The sequence below is a fragment of the Streptomyces sp. NPDC028298 genome, assembly GCF_055565895.1.
In genome coordinates this window covers 510,808-531,044 of the sequence record NZ_JBVHTL010000006.1, presented here as the reverse complement: position 1 = coordinate 531,044, position 20,237 = coordinate 510,808, and the positions used below count along the sequence as shown (strand labels likewise).

The following is a 20,237-nucleotide window of genomic DNA, read 5'->3' as shown; positions in this document are numbered from 1 at the left end:
CGCGTCGGGTGAGGATCAGTGACCCGACGCCCATTGCTCCTCGAAGAACTGCTCGGAGAGCTCTTCCGCGAAGACTTCCAGGAGCCGCCACTCCGCCAGAGGCCGGAACGGCTCCGTCTCCAGGCCGATGCGGGCGTTCGTGCTGCTCGCGTCGACCTGGACCCGTGTTCCGTCGATGTAGCTGACGATCTTCCTTGTCTCGACGCCCGTCTCGCCGACCTCACTCAGGATCTCGAACGGCTCGTCGTCCGGCGCCTCCAGGTACATGACCCGGACGAACCAGGGCTTCGAAGGCCGGCCCTTCTTCCGACGCAGTACCGCCCCGAGGGTCTGCTGCGGCTGGAACCCACGGCGGTGAAGGCAAAGGGGTTCTTCCGTCTCGGAGCTACAAGAGGGCCAGTCGCACGCGGTGCCACGGCACGGGCCCATCGGCTGCCATCCGAGTTCCGCGACAAGCTCCTCGAGTGCGGACCTGTTGACCGAGCCAACCGTCCGCAATCTCGCGAGATGTCGGTCGAGCAGCCCTGGATCCCCCTCCGCGGCCGCGGCAACCTGTGCGTCTTCCTCCTGCCAGGCTTCTTCCGTGGCCCGAAGGCCCACCGCCGTAGCCGTCCGTGACACACCGGCAGCAAGTGTCGAGAGCTCTCCCCAGACGGCTCGCGCGTCCCGCAGGGCGGTCTCGACCGGCGGACGCCCTGCCCGGGCCTCGGCACCGGAAGCAAGGATCGCGATCTCACAGACCCACACTTCAAATCCCACCGGCGGCAGATCGAACCCGATCTGCTCGCCGGCGGCCTGCCGATAGTCGTCGAGAAGAATCACCAGGTCGTCAGACACACCGCCTCGCGCCACAAGGCCTTCAATCACACCGTCGACCACCGACGCGAGCGGGGACCCAACGGCCTCAAGAAGCGGAAGCAACCGCATCAGGCAGAAGACAGCGCGCAACTCATCGGTACCTGACATCACTCATTCACACCCAAGGACTCCCGGCCCGTACGTGCGCCGGCCTTGCGCGGCCCGAAGAACTCCACAAGGCAGGCCAGTACGAATCCGCCACGACAAACCTCGATTGACCCCGGGCGGAAGATTCGGCACGGGCGGCACTCCTCGAGCGGCGCTCACACGTTCCGGTCAAGTGGCCGCGCCACACCGGCCTTCGTGACCTCTCAGCTCGCGGCAACCGCCATCCACGTCAATCAGTCGCCGATGAACCACAGGAACCGGTGCGGCGAGCCGAGTGCCAGGGCGCACAACTCTCTGAGCCGCTGAAGGAACTCCTCGGACTCCTCCAGCGGATACTGCTCAAGCTCGACAAGCAAACGCCTCACCTGCAAGTAGTTGAATACGGTGTCCCCATAGGGATCGATGGATGCCAACATCGGAAGGGACTGCGCATCGACACCAAGAAGTACCGGATTGAAGTGAGGTGAAACTGGCGTTTACCCCAGGACCTCACCTTAACCGTGCATAACCTCGCGAGATACCGATCGAGCATCCCCCGATCCTCTTCCACGGCCACGACAACCCGCGCGTCAGCTTCCTGCCAGCCTTCCTCTGTTACCCGAAAGACGTCGGAGCCCCCACCGCGAACTGCGCATGGGAACTCCGACGTCCGGTGGCGTCGCAGCCAAGGGCCCTGAGCGGCACTTCGCCCAACTTGTTACCGCTGCCGATTCGTCAAATTCCTAGGTTCTCCGGAATACTTCGAATCCACTCTCGCTGAGCAGGATCCGCCGATTCCGCAATGCGGTTAATGGCCTCCGCGAATTCCGTGCGCTCGGAATCATTCATCTGATCGAGCTCAAAAGCCACACCCTCTAGGGCATTAACCGCCGCATGAGAGTCCATGCCAAACTTGACCGCATCCTCAAGCATTGCAATGACCGAGAGAAGCGCCTTCAAGAGACAATCCGTCATCACAAGGACCAGCTCCCGATTCGAGTAATGATTCCCTTTACTCCCCAGCCAGATAGGAGTTTGTTTGCTGCATCGACCTTCGCCTGAGATGGCAACTCGTAGACGGCTTGGAACCCATGATGAGCGGCTACGGCGGCTTGCCGCACTGCCTCATCCTGGCCAAATTTGGTCAACCCGAGCTTCCGATCGATTGCCTCGTCACCGAATGCAGAGTCAAACTTCGCGGTGATGACGCCGCCAGCTCCGTCCGGCGCACTGTATTGAGGAACCAATGCCCTTCCCCCGACACCCGATCTCGTGCCAGCGGCGGCACTTTGGTACCTGAACCAGCCACCCTGCGTGCTGGGAGCGGGCGGCGACGAATTCTGGAACCCTCCTTCGGGTACCCAGTTTGCCGGACACACAGCGGATCCTGAGGATCCGGGGCTGCTAATAAAGTTGGTGTTGTGGACCAGGACCGGCGTGTAGCCAGCCTCCACATAGTAGGTGTGGAGGGACCCGATGGTCAGGTCGTACGTCGTGGTGTTCGCGTGGTACAGGCGGACGCCTGTGACCTCGGCCGTGCCGGTCGGGGTCTGGAGGACGTCGCCGGCCTTCAGGTCCTTCGCGTCGACGAACGCAGACCGGGTCTCGTCGTAGAACGGGTGGTGGAACGTCGTGGTGAGCTTCGCGGACGAGGTGTCCGCGACCGCCGCGCCGGCCGGGGTGGCCTTCGTGTCCTGCGTCGAGGCCGCATCCCTGACCGCGGCCACCGGAGCCGTCGCCGGCTCCTGGCCGTGGTGACCGTGGCTCGCCGTCAGCGCACCCAGCACCGCCGCCGACGCCGCCAGACCGAAGGCCGCCTTGCGGGCAACCTTCCGGGCCAGGGACGACTTCGTCCCGGTCTTGGCGCCCTTCGCGGCCGTCGACCTCGCCGCCTTGCCCTCCGCCGCCTTGATGGTCAGATCCACGAAGTCGTGGTCCGTGCGCGTCACGATCACCGCGGTGACCTTGTGCGACTCCGTGGCCGCGACTCCCGGCACCGAGTTGGTGATCGTGTCACCCACGCGCACCTGGTCGATCGCCTTGGCCGTGCCGTCGGCCATCAGGACCCGGGTGGAACCGGTGAAACTGTGCGTCGTCGGGCAGCCAGGAGACTCTTCCTTACCCGAATGCGACTGACTCCGGGTCCCCGCCCCCTCCGACTCCGCCGCCGAAGCCGCCTCCTCCGTGGCGTCCGCCGCCGCGGAGTCTCCGGCCTCCGTCACCCCCTTGCCGAACAGCCCGCCGACGACCTTCATCGCCTTCGGGGCCACCTTCGCCAGGAGCTTGCCGCCGAGTTCGCCCAGCTTGCCGCCGATCGCGCCTGCTATCGCGCCGGTCACCGCGGAGCCGACGAACGCCCCCGCGCTGCAGTCGTCGCCGCCGTTCTCCGCACAGGCGAAGCCCTGCTCGACCAGCGAGCCCGCCGCGCCGGCCATCGCCGCGCAACCGACCGTGCCGACACCCCAGGTCGCCGCCTCGCACCCCGCGAACACCGCCGTCGACACCACGAACGAGGTGATCGCGGCCGCGTGGTGCTTCACGAACGTCGCTGTCGCCTTCGCCGCCTTGACCGTCGCGTGGTACGCGGTCCTGGCCACGTGGGCGGCCGCCTTCAGGCCCTTCTTGGCCACGGCCGCGGCCTTGTGAACCACCTTCTTCGCCGCGTGCACCACGCGGTGCACCACACGTGAGGCCTTGTGGTACGCCGTATGCACCGCGTGGACCGCCGCGTGATAGACGCGTCTGACGTGCCGGGCCGCGTAGTGGTACACGCGCCGCGTGTAGCGGACCGTCGCGTGGTACACGTCCTTGACGTGGTGGACGATCTTCTTCGCCGCGTGCTTGACCGCGTGGACGACCTTGCGGGCCACGTGCTTCGCCGCGTGGTAGACCTTGTGCGCCACGTGCTTGACCACGTGCTTGGCCTTGTGCGCCACCTTCTTCGCGCCGCACACCACGTCGTACCAGGAGCAGTTGCCGGACTCGTCCGTGCCCGCCATCGGGTTGTCGTCGACGTAGGCGAAGGGGTTCGCCGCCACCGAGTTCGGCACCGCGTTGAGCGAGATGCTGTCCTTGTTCAGGAACTGGCCGGTGTCCGGGCTGTACCAGCGCGAGGCCGTACCGACGTCACCCGTGCCGGGTTCGGTCCAGCCGGACTGGAAGCCCAGGTGGCCGGTCACCGTGTTCGTCGGTGAGACCACCTTGCCCAGCGGGTCGTACGAGGCCGAGCCCGCCAGCGAGGTGGCACCCGAGGTGAACGTCCCGACCACGTCGCTGTGCTGGTCCGTCAGGGCCAGCACCCCGCTGCCGCCGGCCGGCTTGACGCCGATGACGCTGCCCGACGGGTCGTAGGTGTACGTGTTGTCGCCGTCCGAGGCGATCGTGTTGTCCGCGCCGGAATAGGCGAACGTCCGCTTGGCCCCCGACGTCGTGTCCGTGTCGCTGATGTTCCGGCCCGTCGCGTCCAGCGTGTAGGACTGCGTGCCGGCCGCGATCTGCCCGCCGAACGCGTCCGTCTTGTACGCCACCGAGCCCGACGCCTGCGACTCCTGCGTCATCGTGCCGCGGGCCGAGTAGTCGTAGGTGTGCACGCCGTCCGAGGTCAGCTCGTCACGGGCGTCGTAGGTGTAGACGTCCGAGCCGTTGCGGATGCGGTTGCCGGAGGCGTCGTACGCGTAACTCTTCGTCGTCGAGCCGTTGTTCCACGACGTGAGCCGGTCGGACCAGTCGTAGGTGTACGTGTTCGAGGACGCGCCCGAGACACCCGCCGTCGTCTTCGACGTCAGGTTGCCGTTCTTGTCGTAGCCGTAGCCGAAGCTCGCCACCGTCGACGCGCCCTGGACCAGGACGTCGCTCGTCAGCTCGTGCGCGCTGTTGTAGCCGAACGTGCGCGTCTGGCCGGTCGCGCCGTACTTGAGCGACTTGATCTCGTTCAGCGATCCGTAGCTCGCGGTGATCTGCGTGCCCGTCGCCGCGTCGTTCAGCGTCGACATCCGGCCCGCGGTGTCGTAGCCGTACGACGTCGTGCCCGCCGCGTCGGTCCGCGTCAGCATCGACGCGTCGTTGTTGTAGGTGAAGCTGGAGGAACCCGCCGATCCGCTCGTCGTCAGGACGTCGCCGCGGTCGTCGTAGGTGAACGCGTCGTGCGTGGCGTCCTGGTGGTCCACCGCGCCCGCGATGCCGGCCTCGTCCGTGTCCGCCGACATGACCCGGCCCGCGGCGTCGTAGTCGAAGCTGCGCTTGGCCGTCGCCGCGTCGGCGCCCGTGCCGGACATCGTCTTGAGCTGGCCGTCGAGGTCGTACGTCATCGACGTCGTGGTGCCGCCCGGCAGGGTGGCCGTCGTCATCTGACCGTCGGCGTCGTAGGCGTAGGTCGTGGTCGAGTCGGCCGCCGAGGTGTACTTGGCGGTGGTCGGCTCGATCACCTTCTCCTGCTGGCCCCACGGCGTGTACGTGTAGCGCCAGGAGTTGCCGCGGCCGTCGGTGAAGCGGGTGCGGTTGCCCGCGGCGTCGTAGCCGAAGGTCGTCGTGATGGACGTGGAGGCGTCCACCGGCTCCACCTGCTGCGTGATCGCGCCCGACGCGTCGTACGTCCAGCGCGAGGTGTGCTGGTTGGCGTCGGTGGAGGAGATCATGTTGCCCACGCCGTCGTAGCTCTGCGTGATCTCCGACAGCTTGGTGCCGCTCGCGTCGTACTGGCGCGTGGCGACCGGGTCGTCCGAGGCGTTGTAGTCCGTCTCGGTCCAGGTGCCGTCGGCCAGCGTCGTCTTGGTCCGGTTGCCCTCGAAGTCGTAGCCGTAGCGGGTGGTGTTGCCCGCGCCGTCCGTGACCGAGGTGACGTCACCGGCCCGGTTGTAGGCGAAGGAGCTGGTCACCCCGCCCGCGGAGGTCGTCGACGAGGTGTGCGCGCCGTACGGGTTGCCCGTCGTGACCGCGTACGAGTTGGTGGTCGTCAGCGTCCTCGTCGAGGGGTAGCGCTCCATCGTCGTGGAGGTGAGCTGACGGCCCAGGTAGTCGTAGGTGGCCTGGGACTGGGCGCCGGTGGCGTCCGTCGCCGAGAGCTGGTCGCCGTTGGCGTCGTACAGCGCGTGCGTCTTGGTGTTGTCGGGCGCGGTGATCTGGGCGAGGTTGCCCATCTGGTCGTAGAGCGAGGAGGTCGTCTTCCCGCCCGGGCTGACCTGGGAGATCTGGTTGCCCTCGCTGTCGTACGTCCACACCGTGGTGCCCGCGTTGGGCTGGGACGCGCCCGAGGGGGTGTACGCCGGCAGCGTCTCGGAGACCTTGTTGCCGTTGGCGTCGTAGACCGTGCTCGTCACCAGGCCGTTCGGGTCCTGCTCCTCGACGCCCTCGCCGAAGGTGTTGAACCCGCTGGTGGTGACCGGGTGGATGGTCGTCGCGGTGGTGCCGTCGGGCTCCGACTGGACGGCGGGCGCGGTGGAGACCGCGAGGTTGCCGGCCTCGTCGTAGGCGTACGTCGTGGTGTTCTGCTCGGCGTCCGTGGTGGACGTCGGCAGACCGCGCTTGTCGTAGGTGTACTTGGTGGTCTGCTCGGTGGAGGAACCGACCGTGCCGCCGGTGCGGCCCTTGCCGTACAGCGAGGTGACGTCGGTGGCGGACAGGGCCCGCTGGTAGACCTGCACGTCCCCGACCGACCCGGCGACGACGTCACTCGTGGTGCCGCTCGCCGTCTCCGAACCGCCGATGGACAGCGGTCCCGTGCCGGTCCAGGGCGCGCTGTTGGTGCCCGAGCCCGCCTGCGTGCCGTTGACGTACAGCTTCATCGAGCCGGTCGTCGCGTCGAAGACGCCGACCAGGTGGGTCCACGTGTTCAGCGCGGGCGCCGTGCTCGCCGTGGCGTCGTAGAACGCCGTCGGGGAGGTGACGTCGGCGTTGGCCGCGTGGAAGCGGTAGGCGTTGTCGGTCTTGGAGTACTGGAGGTAGAAGGACGGCCGGTTGGTGCCGCCCTGCGCCACGAAGGTGCGGAAGGTGGAGGTGTCGCCGAGGTTGACCCAGGCGGAGACCGTGTAGGACGCGCTGGTGTCCAGGACCGGGCCGGTGGTGTCGACGACGCTGCCGGTGCCGGTGGTCGTGCCCGCGAACTTCGCCGCGTCGTCCGACCAGGTGACGCCCGAACCCGCGGTGGCGGTGTTGCCGGTGCCGGACGAGTCGGTGATGTTGGTGCCCGAGTTCTGGTTCAGCTTCCACCAGCCGGCCGGGTGCCCGGAGGCGTCCCCGTACAGCGTCTCGCTGAGCACGTTGCCCATGGCGTCGTACGTGCTGGTGGTGGTGCGGTCGAACCCGGTGGAGTCGTGGTCGTTCTCGGAGGCGACCTGGTCGTCCGGGGTGTAGGAGACCGTGGTGACGCGGTTCACGCCGGTCGGGTCGACGGTGGTGGAGGTGGTGCGGGAGGCCGCGTCCACCTTGTAGTTGGTGACCGTCTCGCCGTTGTCGGACGTGGCGGTGAGCAGGTTGCCCGCCGCGTCGTAGGTGTCGGACTCCAGGACGTAGGAGCTGGTGCCGTCGGGGCTGGTGCGCTTCACCGACGCGGTCAGACCGTCGTCCAGGTAGGTGTACGACGTCTTGGTGCCCATCGCGTCCGTCACGGACGCGAGCCGGCCGGCCGGGTCGTAGGCGCGCGAGGACTCGGTGAGCAGGGTCGGCGTAGCCGGGTTGACCGGGTCCCCGGTGTACATCAGCGCCTGCGTGAGCAGGTTGCCGTTGTCGTCGTAGGTGTAGCGGGTCTCGTTGCCCGCCGAGGTGACTTCCTTGGTCTTGTTGCCCTGGTTGTCGTAGGTGTACGTGGTGGTGTTGCCGTTGCTCGCGCCCGCGGACGTGTTGGCGTCCGACTCGGTGAGCAGGTGGTTGTAGGCGTCGTACGTCTGCGTCTCGGTGCGGGGCGAGTCGCCGCCGCTCGCGTCGGAGACGGTCTGCGAGGTGGCGTTGCCGTCCTCGTCGTAGACGGTCGTGGAGACGGCCGCGTGGGTGGCTCCGGTGACGCGGTCGGTGAGCTGCGGGTCGTGCTCCTCGACGACCTGGCCGTTCCCGTCGTACTTGTACGTCGTGGTCAGGCCGTTGGGGTAGGTGTCCGAGACGACCTTCTGGCTGAGGACCTGGCCCAGACCGTCGTAGGTGTACGTGCTCACCAGACCGATGGCGTCGGTCGTCGAGGCGACGTCACCGTTCTTGAAGTAGCCCACCTGGTTGACCGCGCCGCCGGGGCTGACGGTCTTCACCGGCAGGCCCTTGGGCACCACACCGCCGTCGGTGGACGGGTAGGTGCTGGTGCCGTCGCTGAAGACGGTCGAGGTGGTGCGGCCCTTGGAGAAGCCGGGGACGGCCGGGCCGGTGATGGCGGTCTGGTTGCCCTGGGCGTCGTACGTGTACGAGGTCAGGTAGGTGTTGTCGGTCGCGGAGGCGGAACGGCCGTCGCGCTCGGTCAGGAGCTGGTCGTTGCGCGGGTCGGCCGTGGTCAGCTGGGGGGTGGTGTCGTCCGGGTAGTACGCGTAGTACTCGGTCGAGCACTTGTTGGCGGACTCGTCCTGGCAGGCGGTCGAGGAGACGATGTTGCCGCGGACGTCGTGCCCGGTGACGGTCATCGAGCCGTTGGGGTCGGTGACCGTGTGCTCGAACCCGGCCGTGTCGTAGCCGAAGCTCGTCTTGTTGCCGAGACCGTCGGTCTCCGTGAGCGCCCGGTTGTTGTTCGTGACGTCGTAGGTGTAGGTGAGCGTGGCCGTCGCCGGCGTGGTCACCTTGACCGTCTCGACCGGCAGGAGACCGGTGGAGTTCTTCGCGGCCTCCCACTGCTGCGCCACGTCCTGCGCGGAGAGCTGCGAGCGGTAGACGGCGGCCTCGGCGATCGAGCCCTTGAAGTAGGTCGCGTAACCGGTGCTGCTGGTGGTGCTGGAGTGCGATTCGTCGGGCCAGTTGCCGCCGATGTAGCCGCCGCCGACGTACTGGTTGGTCTGGACGCTCATCGCGGCCGTGCCGGTCTGCGAGGCGACGAGCGTGTCGTCGAGGTACAGCGCCTGGCTGTCGGAGGCCGTGGACAGCACGACGTGGTGCCACTTGCCGTCGGTCACCGCGGTGGCGGAGCCGACGGGTTTGGTGGATCCGCCGGAGAAGTAGAACTCGCCGTACAGCTTTCCGCTGGTGCCGACGTAGAGGACCGGCGTGTAGTTGCCGGTGGTGGTGGCCGCGCTCAGCGGGTCCTTGGACGCTCCGAGCAGCACGCCGTTCGCGGTGGTGGTCTTGAACCACATGCTGACGGACTCGGCGCCCGCGCCGGGCAGGATGCCGCTGGGCAGCGCGACGGTCGAGGTGGTGCCGTTGAAGGCGGCGGACTTCTGGTCGGTGAACGGTCCGGCGCCGCCCAGGGTCACCGCGTTGTACGTGCCGTTGCCGCCGCGGACCTCGTCGACCGCGGTGGTCGCGCCCGCCGCTTCACCGAGGCGGAAGTAGCCCGCGGGCGCGGCGCCAAGGAGCGCGCCGCGGTAGGTCTGGCTGGAGCCGGCGACCGTGGGCGCCCCGAGCTTCCACACCCCGCCGTTCTCGTCGGTGAGCTGGGTCAGGGTGGTGCTGGCCGCGTCGTACTGCATCGCCGCGTACGTCTTGCCGGACGGCCGCGTGATGGAGGTGAGCAGGCTGGAGGCGTGCGTGCCGTTCTGGTAGAGGGCGCTCACGTCCGCGGCGACCAGCGGCCGGCCGTACCAGGCGGCCTGGGCGATGGAGCCGTTGAAGTAGGTGGCGTAGCCGGTCTTGTCGCTGGCGTTCTGGTGCGCCTCGTCGGGCCAGTTGCCGCCGAGGTAGCCGGCGCCGAGGTAGTTGAAGGACTGGTTCTTGCCGAAGGCGACGGCGCTCTGGATGGAGACCGTGCCGGTGCGCGAACCGATCTTCGCGTTGTCGACGAACAGCGTCTGCGAGTTGCCCGCGGCGGACAGCACCACGTGGTGCCACTTGCCGTCGGCGACGGACGCCGTCGTCACGATCGGGTTGATGCCGCCGCTGTACCAGAACTCGGCGTTCAGCTTGCCGTCGGTACCGACGTAGACCGACGGCGTGTAGAAGCCGGCGGCCTTCCCGGAGCCGATGGGCTGGGAGGCGTAGGAGTACAGGACGCCGCCGGGCGTGGAGGTCTTGAACCAGAGCGAGAGCGCGCCGGAGTCGGTGTCGTTGCCCGTGTTCTTCGGCAGCGCGACGTCGGACGACGTGCCGTTGAACTGGGCCGCCGTGGCGGAGGAGCCGGTCAGCGGGCCGGCCGCGCCCAGCGTCACGTTCTCGTAGGTGGCGTTGTTCGTGCCCTGGTTGGCGAGGACGGCGTCCTTGGCGGTGGTGCCCGAGGCCTCCGTCAGCGGCCACATGCTGTGCGGGTCGAGGTCGAGCGAGGCGTTCTGGTACTGCGAGCCGGTCTGGTAGCCGTACGTCGTGCACTTGGTGGACGACTGCGGCGAGCACACCTTGGTGAGCTGGTCGCCGGTGTAGCCGTACGTCCAGGTCTGCGTGCTGGCGGAGTCGCCGGCGGTGACCGGGTCGGTGACGACGGTCTGGACGTGCGCGGCGGACGCGCCGGACGGCGTGGCCCAGGTCAGGTTGAGCGAGCGGCCGGAGACGGCGGACGCCATCTTCGAGACGTGGCCGCCGGTCCAGGTCAGGTTGATGGAGCGCCCGTTGGCGTCCGTCACCGCGGTCAGGCCGTAGCCGCCCGAGCCCAGGGACTGGGTGAACGTGTAGACCGTGTCGTCCTTGTCGGTCAGCGTGTAGCCGCCCGTGACCGTCTTGAAGGTGGCGAAGCGCCCGCTGCCGGGGGCGAAGGTGCCGTCGCCGTTCTTGCCGTAGCCGACCTGCGAGCCGTCGGGGTAGGTGACGTTGACGCTGGTCACCGCGCCGGCGGCGTTGTACTGCTCGGTGGCGCGGGAGTCGAAGATGCTCGACCATCCGGAGCCGAACGCGCCGGTCCAGCGCGGGTCACGGGAGTTGTAGTCGCGCTCCACGTCGAGCGAGGGGCCGACGGTGGAGATGGAGGCGTCCGTGTCGGAGGTGGTGTAGTTGCCGATCGACGCGTCGAAGCCGTGGTCGCTGCTGTTCTGCGACAGACCCGAGGTGATCACCGGCTGGGGCACCTGCACGGAGAGCTGGTAGGTCTCCGCGTCCGAGTACAGCCCGGTCGTGGCGTCGTACGCCTGGACGTTCCACGTGTACGACTTGCCCCAGGCCAGTTTGCCCGCCGGGACGATCCAGTCGCCGGTGGTGATCAGACCGGAGGTGGCGACCTGGGTGTTCGTCTCGTCGTAGACCTTGAAGACGTACTTGCCGGCGCTGCCGCTGGAGTTGGCGCCGCCGGCCCACGCGGTCAGCTCGGGCGTGGTGGTGCCCACGACCGCGTTGTCGGCGGGGAACTGCTCGTAGAGCTGCGGGGCGGTGTTGCCGGTGTAGGTGACGACGATGTACGGGCCGAGGCTCGGGTCGTTGAAGGAGCCGAACTGCTTCCAGTGCAGGGCGTCGGCGTTCGACGCGTACACGGCGAGGCCGTTGTCGGCGGTGGTGCCGTTCATCCAGCCCTGGATCGCGGACGCGGACAGGGTGACGGTCACGTTGTCGCCGACGGTGCGGTCGGCGGCGGTGTTGGCGCAGGCGTTGGGCACGCTCGGCGTCGCGCTGCCGATCGAGGAGCCGTACGTCGGGCCGGGGTAGGCGGTGACGCCCTCCGGCGTCCAGGCCTGCGTCACGAGCGCCACGTCGAACTTCTCGGCGGTGCAGGTGGAGGCCCAGGTGTCGAAGAGGTGCAGGGTCGCGGAGGAGACGGTGACGCCGCTGCCGTCCCAGGCGGTGTCCCAGTGGTTGATGTAGCCGACCGCGGAGTGCGTGCCGGAGTCGTACGAGCCGATCTTGATGGTCTGCTCGTAGGAGTGGTCGCCCGGCTCCCCGGACTCGGCGTAGGTGGTGGTCCAGCCGTCCGTGACGGTCGGGTCGACGGTGACCGGGAAGACGCGGCGCGAGTCGTGCAGCCAGCGGTCGTCGAGGGTCACCTTCAGCGCGTAGCCGTCCTGGTCGTGGACGAGCTCGGTGGTGACGTCGTGGGTGGTGGCCGGGTCCCCGGAGCGCGGGTTCACCTTCGAGTCGTAGGCGTACGACGAGGGGATGCGCTCGACGGTCTTTCCGGCCGAGTTGCGCAGGTCGATCGACCCGCTCTTGGTCTGGACGGGCGTGAGGCCCTTGAGCTTCAGCGGGAAGGTCCAGGTGTTCCCGGCGTCCGCGTCGTGCAGGACGATCGCTTCCTTGACACCGGTCGCGGTGGGAGCGACCTCCAGGTCGGTGCCGGTGAGAACGTTCCCGTACGTGACGAGCGAACCGTCCGCCGCGCCCTTGACCGAGGCCGCGCCGTCGAGCCCGTAGGAGACGGAGTGCGCGCTGTCGGCGGCGAAGGTGACGAGGCCGGAGTCGGTTGCCTCGGCGGCGAGGTCGACGCCGACGGAGTTGGCCTTCTCGTGCCAGCGGCCGTCCGGTCCGGCCCGCACGTCCACATCGATGGGAGCCCATCTCCCCTTGCCCACCTGGTAGTTCACAGGTGTCGGAGACATGCGGCGGGTGGTGCTGCCGTCGGCGTTGTCGTAGACGGTGTCGGTGCGCGAGGACTTGGCGGCGTTGCGCTTGCTGGTCTTCGCACTGAAGGTGCCGCCGCCGTGGCTCCTGCCCTGCTGGACCGCGGACTTGTGCGGGTGGTAGGCGCCGAGTTCACCCTTGCCCTTGCCCGGCTTCCTGCCGACGCCGCGCCCGGCGTCGGTCGTCTTCGCGGACACGTGGTGCCTGTGCCCGGCCGCGGTGCCCGACTCCTGGTGCGGCACCTTGCCCCAGTGCGGGTCCTGGAGCCAGTCCACCATGGAGGACAGGCTGGGCAGGGAGAGCGACACCTCGCCCAACTCCCGCCCCTCGGCGACAGCCTGTTGGGTCGTCATCATCAGGGCGAGCGCTGTCAGGGCGACCGCGGCCACGTGTCGCCGGATGCGGTGCATCCGGCCGCCGGAGCGGCGGGGGCGGCTGGAACGGCGGGCAGGCCGAAGGCGCACGGCTGGGACTCCAACAGTCAGGAAAAACAGGCGAGAAGATCGCACAGGCGAAAGACAGAAACCTGTTGATCTTGACTGTTATGCACATGCCACGGAAGGGTCGAGAAGGACTCTTGATCCGCGCTTGACCATCTCTTACTGAACCCGACCGACTTGTTTCGACTTACCCCTTTGCTTCTTTCAACTTTCTTTGCAAGTTGAACATTTTGGCGATCGCAATTGTTCACTCGCCGGACGGCGCCCCCTCCACGGACGGGCCGGGGACCGTCGGCGGGCAGGGCGAAGCGAGCCCGCCCCCGTCATCACGTCCCGGACGGCCGGGGCGGTCGCGGGCGGCCAGGGCGGCCGGGGGCGGTCGGAGACGGCCGACGCCCCCTCACATCACTTCGCGTGGAACCTCGCCGGCGCCTCCGTCGGGTTGCCGCCCGAGGGCAGCTTCTGGCCCGGGCATCCGCCCAGCACCTTCTTCATGGCCGCCTTCTCGGCGGCGGTGACCCAGAGCGCGTACTTCTTCTTCACCGCCACCTGCGCGGCGACATACGTGCAGCGGTAGGCCTTGTTCGGCGGGAGCCAGGTCGCGGTGTCGCCGTCGCCCTTGCTGCGGTTGGCGCTCGCACCGACGGCACGGAGGTTGAGCGGGTCGTTGGCCAGCGCTATCCGCTTGCTCGCGTCCCAGTACTTGGCGCCCGTCTGCCAGGCGTCCGAGAGCGCGACGAGGTGGTCGATGTCGACCAGGCTGCGGCCGCGGACGAACGTGACCTCCTTGCCGCCGTACGGATCGGGGTCGAGGACCCCCCGGGACACCCTGCACGTGCCGCCGCTGTACTTCACGTCCTTCAGGTCCCGCTTGAGGATGTCGTCACGGGTGTCGCACGAGTTCGCGTCGGTGTCGGCCCAGGCCGTACCGAACCGCTCCCTGCTGTACCCGGTCTTGGGCGCGCGCCCCTTGACGGTCAGCGAGTCCACGGCGGAGAGCGCGGCCCCACCACCACCTCCGGCGGCCGTCTCCTGCGGCCCCTCCGAGCCCAGCGCGTCCTTCTTGCAGCCGCTGAGCCCGGCACCCATGACGAGCACCACCAGCGCGGCGGCAGCCGCCCCACCCCTCACACGCAGCACGACGCCCCTCCCCTTCGCCTCCCGGGATCCGCCCCGACCGGACGTGATTCCCGTCTGCCCAAGGTAGTGGCCGCCATGCTCCTGCCATACCGGGCATCGATGGGCAAGAGGCGCATGCCGGGCGTATCGTCGATCGTGAGTCACCCCGGAAGGAGCTCTGGATGGGCATCTTCGACAAGTTCAAGCACAACAAGACGGCGCAGGACAAAGCATCTGACATGTCCGATGCCGCTGAGAAGCAGGTCAACCAGAGGACCGGCGACAAGTACACGGACAAGGTCGACGACGCGCAGCAGAAGGCCGAAGGCGCGATGGGCATGGACCGCAACCGCGACCGGCCCCCACAGTCATAGCCGGAGCGATCCGAGCAATCCCCTCCAATCCGAGCCCCACCGCGGCATCCCCGCCGGGTGGGGTTGGGGTCGTTGACCTGACCCCCGGCCTCAGACCTTCCCGATCCCCAGCGTCGTCTCCGACGGCAGCAGCCCCGAGCCCAGCACCGCGACCCAGAACTCGCCGAGCAGATCCGTGAGACGGGTGACCGATTCCGGGGCGAGCGCCTGCCAGGGGGCCGCGGCGAGCTGATCGGTGCGGCGCTCGACCCGGCGGCGGAGCTCGCGGCCGGCCTCGGTGGCGATGCCGTCCTCGTCGACCAGGCCTCTGGCGGTCAGCCGGTCCCGGGCGGCGGTCCACTCGTCGGGGCTCCAGCCACGGCTCTCGAACCGCTCCACCGAGGCCGCGCCTATCGCCGCGAAGGAGACCAGTGATGCGGCCGGGTCCAGGCCCGCGACGAGCAGGGCAGCGAGATGACCGTCACCGCGGTGCTCGCGCAGGATCGTCGCCGCGTGCCAGAGCTGGAGGTGCGGGGCCTCGGGCCAGGGCAACGCGGCGTTGGCCGCGGCGAGCTGACGGCCCGCGGTGTCCGCGGCCTCGGCGGCCCGGCGGGCCAGCGCGGCCGCCTCGGCCAGCTCGGGACTGGCCACGCGGTCGCCGAGGATCGCCCGGTACGCGCGGTCGACCGCGCGTTCACGCGCCGCGAGCACCTGCTCCGGACTCGCCTTCCGCCACGCGGACCCGATGTGTTCTTCGACCATGCGCGGGCTGAAACTGTAGAAGGCGGAGGCCACCCGCCCGCCGCCGACCGCCCCCAACGGCGCCGCACGGTAGGGGAAGTAGCTGGGCCAGCGTTCCTCGGTCCCGTACCCGAGCGCCGCCGCCTCCTCGAAGGCCTCCGGCGCGTAGTACAGCACGGCGTGCAGGGGCTCCAGCAGATGCCAGAGCTGACGCACCCGCCCGAGGTCGGCACCCCCGGCCCCCGCGGGCCCGTGCCCCTGCCCGGACGCCTCGCCCACCGCGCCCGCTCCGCCGGCCCCACTCATCCCGCTCACGTTCCCGGACATGACTCCACCCCTCGTCACGTATCGACACGCTCACAACTTGACACTGACAAGATTGCACCGGCCGACCGAACTTGTCAACGACTAGATTCGGCGTACGCTGCTGTCATGGATCCCGCGAAGACCAGCGGCTCAGCTCGCCCCTATCACCACGGGGACCTGCGCCGCGCCATCCTCGGCGCCGCTCTCGACGTCATCGCCGCCGAAGGGCCCGCCGCCGTGAGCCTGCGCGACCTGGCCCGCCGCGCGGGCGTCTCGCACGCGGCACCGGCACACCATTTCAAGGACCGGGTCGGCCTGCTCACGGCCATCGCCGCGGAGGGCTTCGGGCTCCTGGCGACCGCCCTGGACGACGCCGAGGACCTGCGGGACGCGGGCGTCCGCTACGTACGCTTCGCGCGGGAGCATCCCGCCCACTTCCAGGTCATGTTCGCCCCGGAGCTGCTCCGCGCGAACGACCTGGAGCTCGCGACGGCCCGGACACTCGCGGGCGCGCGGCTGCGGGCCGCCGTGTCCGCGATCCCCTCGGAGGGCCGCGGCCCCGACGCCCGCCTCGCCGGCATCGCGGCCTGGTCCCTCGCCCACGGCTTCGCCACACTCCTGATCAGCCACAACCTGGACGGCCAGGTGGACGGACAGGACGCGGACGAGGTCTTCCACGCCCTCACGGGCATGCTGTTCCGCTCCCCACAGCCCTGACCGCCCCCTCCCACGGGCGGCCACGACGGCCCACACCGGCGACCGCCCGCCTCGGCCCCGAGCCCGGCACCACCACCGCCCCGACCCGGGCGGCCGCACCCCACGGCCCGGCGCCCGATCCCCCCCCCAGCCCAGACGCCGACCCCGGCCCCGGTCCGCCCCCGCCACGACGCCGGCACAGGTCCGCCCCTTGCTACGACCCCAGCACCGAAGCCAGGAACTCCCCGGTCCAGCCCAGCAGTTCGCGGCCCACCAGCGGCCGTCCGCCGACCTTCGCGGTCTTCGGGCGCGGGACGAGGATCTGGTGGGCCGTCGGCTTGATGACGGTCCCCGGGTACAGGCGCTTCAGCCGCAGCTCCTGGGACTCCCTCAACTCCACCGGCGCGAACCGGACGTTGTTGCCCTGGAGGACGATCTCTCCGACCCCGCAGGCACGCGCCAGCATCCGCAGACCCGCCACCAGCAGCAGGTTCTCGACCGGCTCCGGCAACTTGCCGTAGCGGTCGACGAGTTCCTCGCGTACGGCCCTGACGTCCTCCTCCGTGTTCGCGGAGGCGATGGACCGGTACGCCTGGAGGCGCAGCCGCTCGCCCGGTGCGTACTCGTGCGGGACGTGCGCGTCGACCGGGAGCTCGATCTTGACCTCCAGCGGCGGCTCCTCCTCCACACCGCCCTCCAGCGAGGCGCGGTAGTCCGCGACCGCCTCACCCACCATGCGCACGTACAGGTCGAAGCCGACGCCGGCGATGTGACCCGACTGCTCGCCGCCGAGGAGATTGCCCGCGCCGCGGATCTCCAGGTCCTTCATCGCCACGTACATGCCCGCGCCCATCTCGGTGTGCTGGGCGATCGTCGCGAGCCGCTCGTGGGCGGTCTCCGTCAGCGGCTTCTCCGGCGGGTACAGGAAGTAGGCGTAGCCGCGTTCCCGGCCGCGCCCGACCCGGCCGCGGAGCTGGTGGAGCTGCGACAGGCCGAAGTTGTCGCCGCGCTCCACGATGAGCGTGTTGGCGTTCGAGATGTCGATGCCGGACTCGACGATCGTCGTGGAGACCAGCACGTCGAACTTCTTCTCCCAGAAGTCGACGACCACCTGCTCCAGCGCCTGCTCCGACATCTGGCCGTGGGCCGTGGCGATCCGCGCCTCCGGGACGATCTCCCGGAGACGGGCGGCCGCCCGGTCGATGGACTCGACCCGGTTGTGGATGTAGAAGACCTGGCCCTCGCGCAGCAGCTCACGGCGGATCGCGGCGCCGATCTGCTTCTCCTCGTACGGGCCGACGAAGGTCAGCACCGGGTGCCGCTCCTCCGGCGGGGTGGTGATCGTGGACATCTCCCGGATTCCCGTCACCGCCATTTCGAGCGTACGGGGGATGGGGGTGGCCGACATCGTCAGGACGTCGACGTTGGCGCGCAGCTTCTTGAGCTGCTCCTTGTGCTCGACGCCGAAGCGCTGCTCCTCGTCGACGATGACCAGGCCCAGGTCCTTGAACTTCGTCTCCGAGGAGAACAGGCGGTGGGTGCCGATGACGAGGTCCACCGAGCCCTCGCGCAAGCCCTCCAGGACCGCCTTGGCCTCGGTCTCCGTCTGGAAGCGGGACAGGGCGCGGACGTTCACGGGGAACTGCGAGTAGCGCTCGGAGAACGTGCCGAAGTGCTGCTGCACGAGCAGGGTCGTGGGGACCAGGACCGCGACCTGCTTGCCGTCCTGCACCGCCTTGAACGCGGCGCGGACCGCGATCTCCGTCTTGCCGTAGCCGACGTCGCCGCAGATCAGGCGGTCCATCGGGACCGTCTTCTCCATGTCCTCCTTGACCTCGGCGATCGTCGTGAGCTGGTCGGGGGTCTCCGCGTAGGGGAACGCGTCCTCCAGCTCGCGCTGCCAGGGCGTGTCGGCGCCGAAGGCGTGACCGGGGGCCGCCATGCGCGCCGAGTAGAGCTTGATCAGGTCGGCGGCGATCTCCTTGACCGCCTTCTTGGCGCGCGCCTTGGTCTTGGTCCAGTCGGCGCCGCCGAGCCGGTGCAGGGTGGGGGCCTCGCCCCCGACGTACTTGGTGATCTGTTCGAGCTGGTCGGTGGGGATGTAGAGGCGGTCGCCGGGCTGGCCGCGCTTGGCGGGGGCGTACTCGACGACCAGGTACTCGCGGGTCGCGGACTGGACGGTGCGCTGCACCATCTCGATGTAGCGGCCGACACCGTGCTGTTCGTGCACGATGTAGTCGCCGGTCTCCAGGGTCAGCGGGTCGATCGTCTTGCGGCGGCGGGCCGGCATCCGGGCGCCGTCCTTGCCCGCGGCCTTCTGGCCGGAGAGGTCGGTCTCGGTCAGGACGGCCAGGCGCAGCGCCGGGTCGACGAAGCCGTAGTCGATGGAGCCGCAGGCCACGTGGACGACGGAGGGGCCGATGTCGGTGAGGTCGGTGTCGAGGCGGGCGGCGATGCCCTCGCCGCCGAGCACCTCGACGGTGCGGGCGGCCGGGCCGTGCGCCTCGGTGACGTAGACCGTGTGCCAGCCCTCGGCCAGCCAGCCCTTGGTGTCGGCGAGCGCGCGGGCGGTGTCGCCGCGGTAGGTCTCGGGGGCGTGCATGCCCAGCTTGAGGGTGTCCCCCACCCCGCCGGCGAAGGCGTCCGTGAGCTCTCCGTCGGCGGCGAACGGCGACACCGACCACCACATCATGTCCAGCTCGCGGGCCCGGTCCCGTACGTCCGCGATGGACCACAGGGAGGCCGCGCCGACGTCGATGGGGGCCTCTCCGCCGCCGGCCGTGGCCGCCCAGGACGCCTGGAGGAACTCCTGCGAGGTCGCGACGAGGTCCGCGGCCCGGGTCCGTACCCGCTCGGGGTCGCACACGATCGTCATCGCGCCCTCGGGCAGGACGTCCAGGAGCAGTTCCATGTCGTCGACGAGGACCGGGGCGAGCGATTCCATGCCCTCCACGGCGATGCCCTCGGCGATCTTGCCGAGGAGTTCACCGAGCTCGGGGTGGGCCTCGGCGAGGGCCTCGGCCCGGGCCCGGACGTCCTCGGTGAGCAGCAGCTCGCGGCAGGGCGGGGCCCACAGGCCGTGTTCGGCGACCTCCAGCGAACGCTGGTCGGCGATCTTGAAGTAGCGGATCTCCTCGACGTCGTCGCCCCAGAACTCCACGCGCAGCGGGTGTTCCTCGGTGGGCGGGAAGACGTCCAGGATGCCGCCGCGGACGGCGAACTCGCCGCGCTTCTCGACGAGTTCGACACGGGAGTACGCGGCTGCCGCGAGCGCCTCGACGGTCTCGCCCAGGTCGGCGCTCACACCGGTGCGCAGGATGACGGGCTCCAGGTCGCCCAGGCCCTTGACCTGCGGCTGGAGGACCGAGCGGATGGGGGCGACGACGACGGACACGGGGCCGGTCTCGGGGTCGTCGGGGCGCGGGTGGGCCAGGCGCCGCAGGACGGCCAGGCGCCGGCCGACGGTGTCGGAGCGGGGCGAGAGCCGCTCGTGGGGCAGCGTCTCCCACGAGGGGTACTCCGCGACGCCGTCCGGCGGGAGCAGGGTGCGCAGGGCGGCGGCCAGGTCCTCGGCCTCGCGGCCCGTGGCGGTGACCGCGAGGACCGTACGGCCGGTCTCGCGGGCGAGCGCGGCGACGGCGAACGGGCGGGCCGCCGGTGGGCCGACCAGGTCGACGTGCATCCGGTTGCCGTCGGCGGCGGCCTTCGCCGCCTCCGTGAGGGCGGCGTCCTTGACGACGGCGTCGAGCAGACCGTGCAGGCTCATGAAGGGCTTCCATCCCGGGGAGTGGGCAACGCGAGACGCCCGACACGTGGGACGGGCCGGGGGCATCCAGCCTACGACTCCGGGCCCGCCCGCGCGTGACCGTCCACCGAGGGCCCGCCCCAGCCCGTACGCGTGGCCCGCCGGCGCCCGGACACACCGCGGGCCCGGGGGGGGGGGGGGGGGGGGGGGGGGGGGGCGTGGGGGGGGGGGGGGGGGAAAACGAAGCGGAGCGAAGAGTCTATCACCCCCTACTACCCCCAACCCCAGCGTCACCAT

9 protein-coding genes are annotated in these 20,237 nt (G+C 69.6%); 2 read left to right on the top strand and 7 right to left on the bottom strand.

Features of this window, described 5'->3' with window-relative positions; translation table 11 throughout:
• Positions 1–15: 15 nt before the first annotated feature.
• The 5 genes from ACZ4TO_RS27940 to ACZ4TO_RS27920 form a co-directional block, all read right to left on the bottom strand.
• A complete protein-coding gene (locus tag ACZ4TO_RS27940; RefSeq protein ID WP_468025516.1) occupies positions 16–966 on the bottom strand; it encodes a DUF6881 domain-containing protein in 951 nt (316 codons plus the stop codon).
• Between the two features lie 233 nt (positions 967–1,199).
• Complete coding sequence (locus ACZ4TO_RS27935; RefSeq protein WP_468025515.1) at positions 1,200–1,322, bottom strand: hypothetical protein; 123 nt, start codon at positions 1,320–1,322, stop codon at positions 1,200–1,202.
• 358 nt (positions 1,323–1,680) lie between these two features.
• Positions 1,681–1,905 carry a hypothetical protein gene (locus ACZ4TO_RS27930; protein ID WP_385044548.1) on the bottom strand — a complete coding sequence of 75 codons (225 nt, stop codon included), beginning with the start codon at positions 1,903–1,905 and terminating at the stop codon, positions 1,681–1,683.
• A 14-nt stretch (positions 1,906–1,919) separates the two neighbouring features.
• Positions 1,920–13,004, bottom strand: a complete 11,085-nt coding sequence (locus ACZ4TO_RS27925) for a LamG-like jellyroll fold domain-containing protein (protein WP_468025514.1) — start codon at positions 13,002–13,004, stop codon at positions 1,920–1,922.
• A gap of 381 nt (positions 13,005–13,385) precedes the next feature.
• Positions 13,386–14,120 (bottom strand): HNH endonuclease family protein, encoded by a 735-nt coding sequence (locus ACZ4TO_RS27920; protein ID WP_382791784.1) that lies wholly within the window; start codon positions 14,118–14,120, stop codon positions 13,386–13,388.
• A 161-nt stretch (positions 14,121–14,281) separates the two neighbouring features.
• On the opposite strand from ACZ4TO_RS27920, the gene ACZ4TO_RS27915 reads away from it, so the two are divergent.
• On the top strand, positions 14,282–14,473 hold the full coding sequence (locus tag ACZ4TO_RS27915; RefSeq protein WP_361683983.1) for an antitoxin: 192 nt from the start codon (positions 14,282–14,284) through the stop codon (positions 14,471–14,473).
• A 90-nt stretch (positions 14,474–14,563) separates the two neighbouring features.
• On the opposite strand, the gene ACZ4TO_RS27910 is transcribed toward ACZ4TO_RS27915, so the two are convergent.
• Positions 14,564–15,499, bottom strand: coding sequence for an SCO6745 family protein (locus ACZ4TO_RS27910; protein ID WP_468025561.1), 936 nt, complete (start codon positions 15,497–15,499; stop codon positions 14,564–14,566).
• Between the two features lie 126 nt (positions 15,500–15,625).
• On the opposite strand from ACZ4TO_RS27910, the gene ACZ4TO_RS27905 reads away from it, so the two are divergent.
• Positions 15,626–16,216 (top strand): TetR/AcrR family transcriptional regulator, encoded by a 591-nt coding sequence (locus tag ACZ4TO_RS27905; RefSeq protein WP_385044557.1) that lies wholly within the window; start codon positions 15,626–15,628, stop codon positions 16,214–16,216.
• Positions 16,217–16,409: 193 nt separating this feature from the next.
• Here the strand turns inward: ACZ4TO_RS27905 and mfd are convergent, their stop codons facing one another.
• Positions 16,410–19,961, bottom strand: a complete 3,552-nt coding sequence (gene mfd / locus ACZ4TO_RS27900) for a transcription-repair coupling factor (RefSeq protein WP_382791775.1) — start codon at positions 19,959–19,961, stop codon at positions 16,410–16,412.
• Between the last annotated feature and the right edge of the window lie 276 nt (positions 19,962–20,237).

Coding starts and splice junctions, on each gene's coding strand:
- ACZ4TO_RS27940 (WP_468025516.1), bottom strand. CDS start 966: ATGTCAGGTACCGATGAGTTGCGCGCTGTCTTCTGCCTGATGCGGTTG.
- ACZ4TO_RS27915 (WP_361683983.1), top strand. CDS start 14,282: ATGGGCATCTTCGACAAGTTCAAGCACAACAAGACGGCGCAGGACAAA.
- ACZ4TO_RS27910 (WP_468025561.1), bottom strand. CDS start 15,499: ATGAGTGGGGCCGGCGGAGCGGGCGCGGTGGGCGAGGCGTCCGGGCAG.
- ACZ4TO_RS27905 (WP_385044557.1), top strand. CDS start 15,626: ATGGATCCCGCGAAGACCAGCGGCTCAGCTCGCCCCTATCACCACGGG.
- mfd (WP_382791775.1), bottom strand. CDS start 19,961: ATGAGCCTGCACGGTCTGCTCGACGCCGTCGTCAAGGACGCCGCCCTC.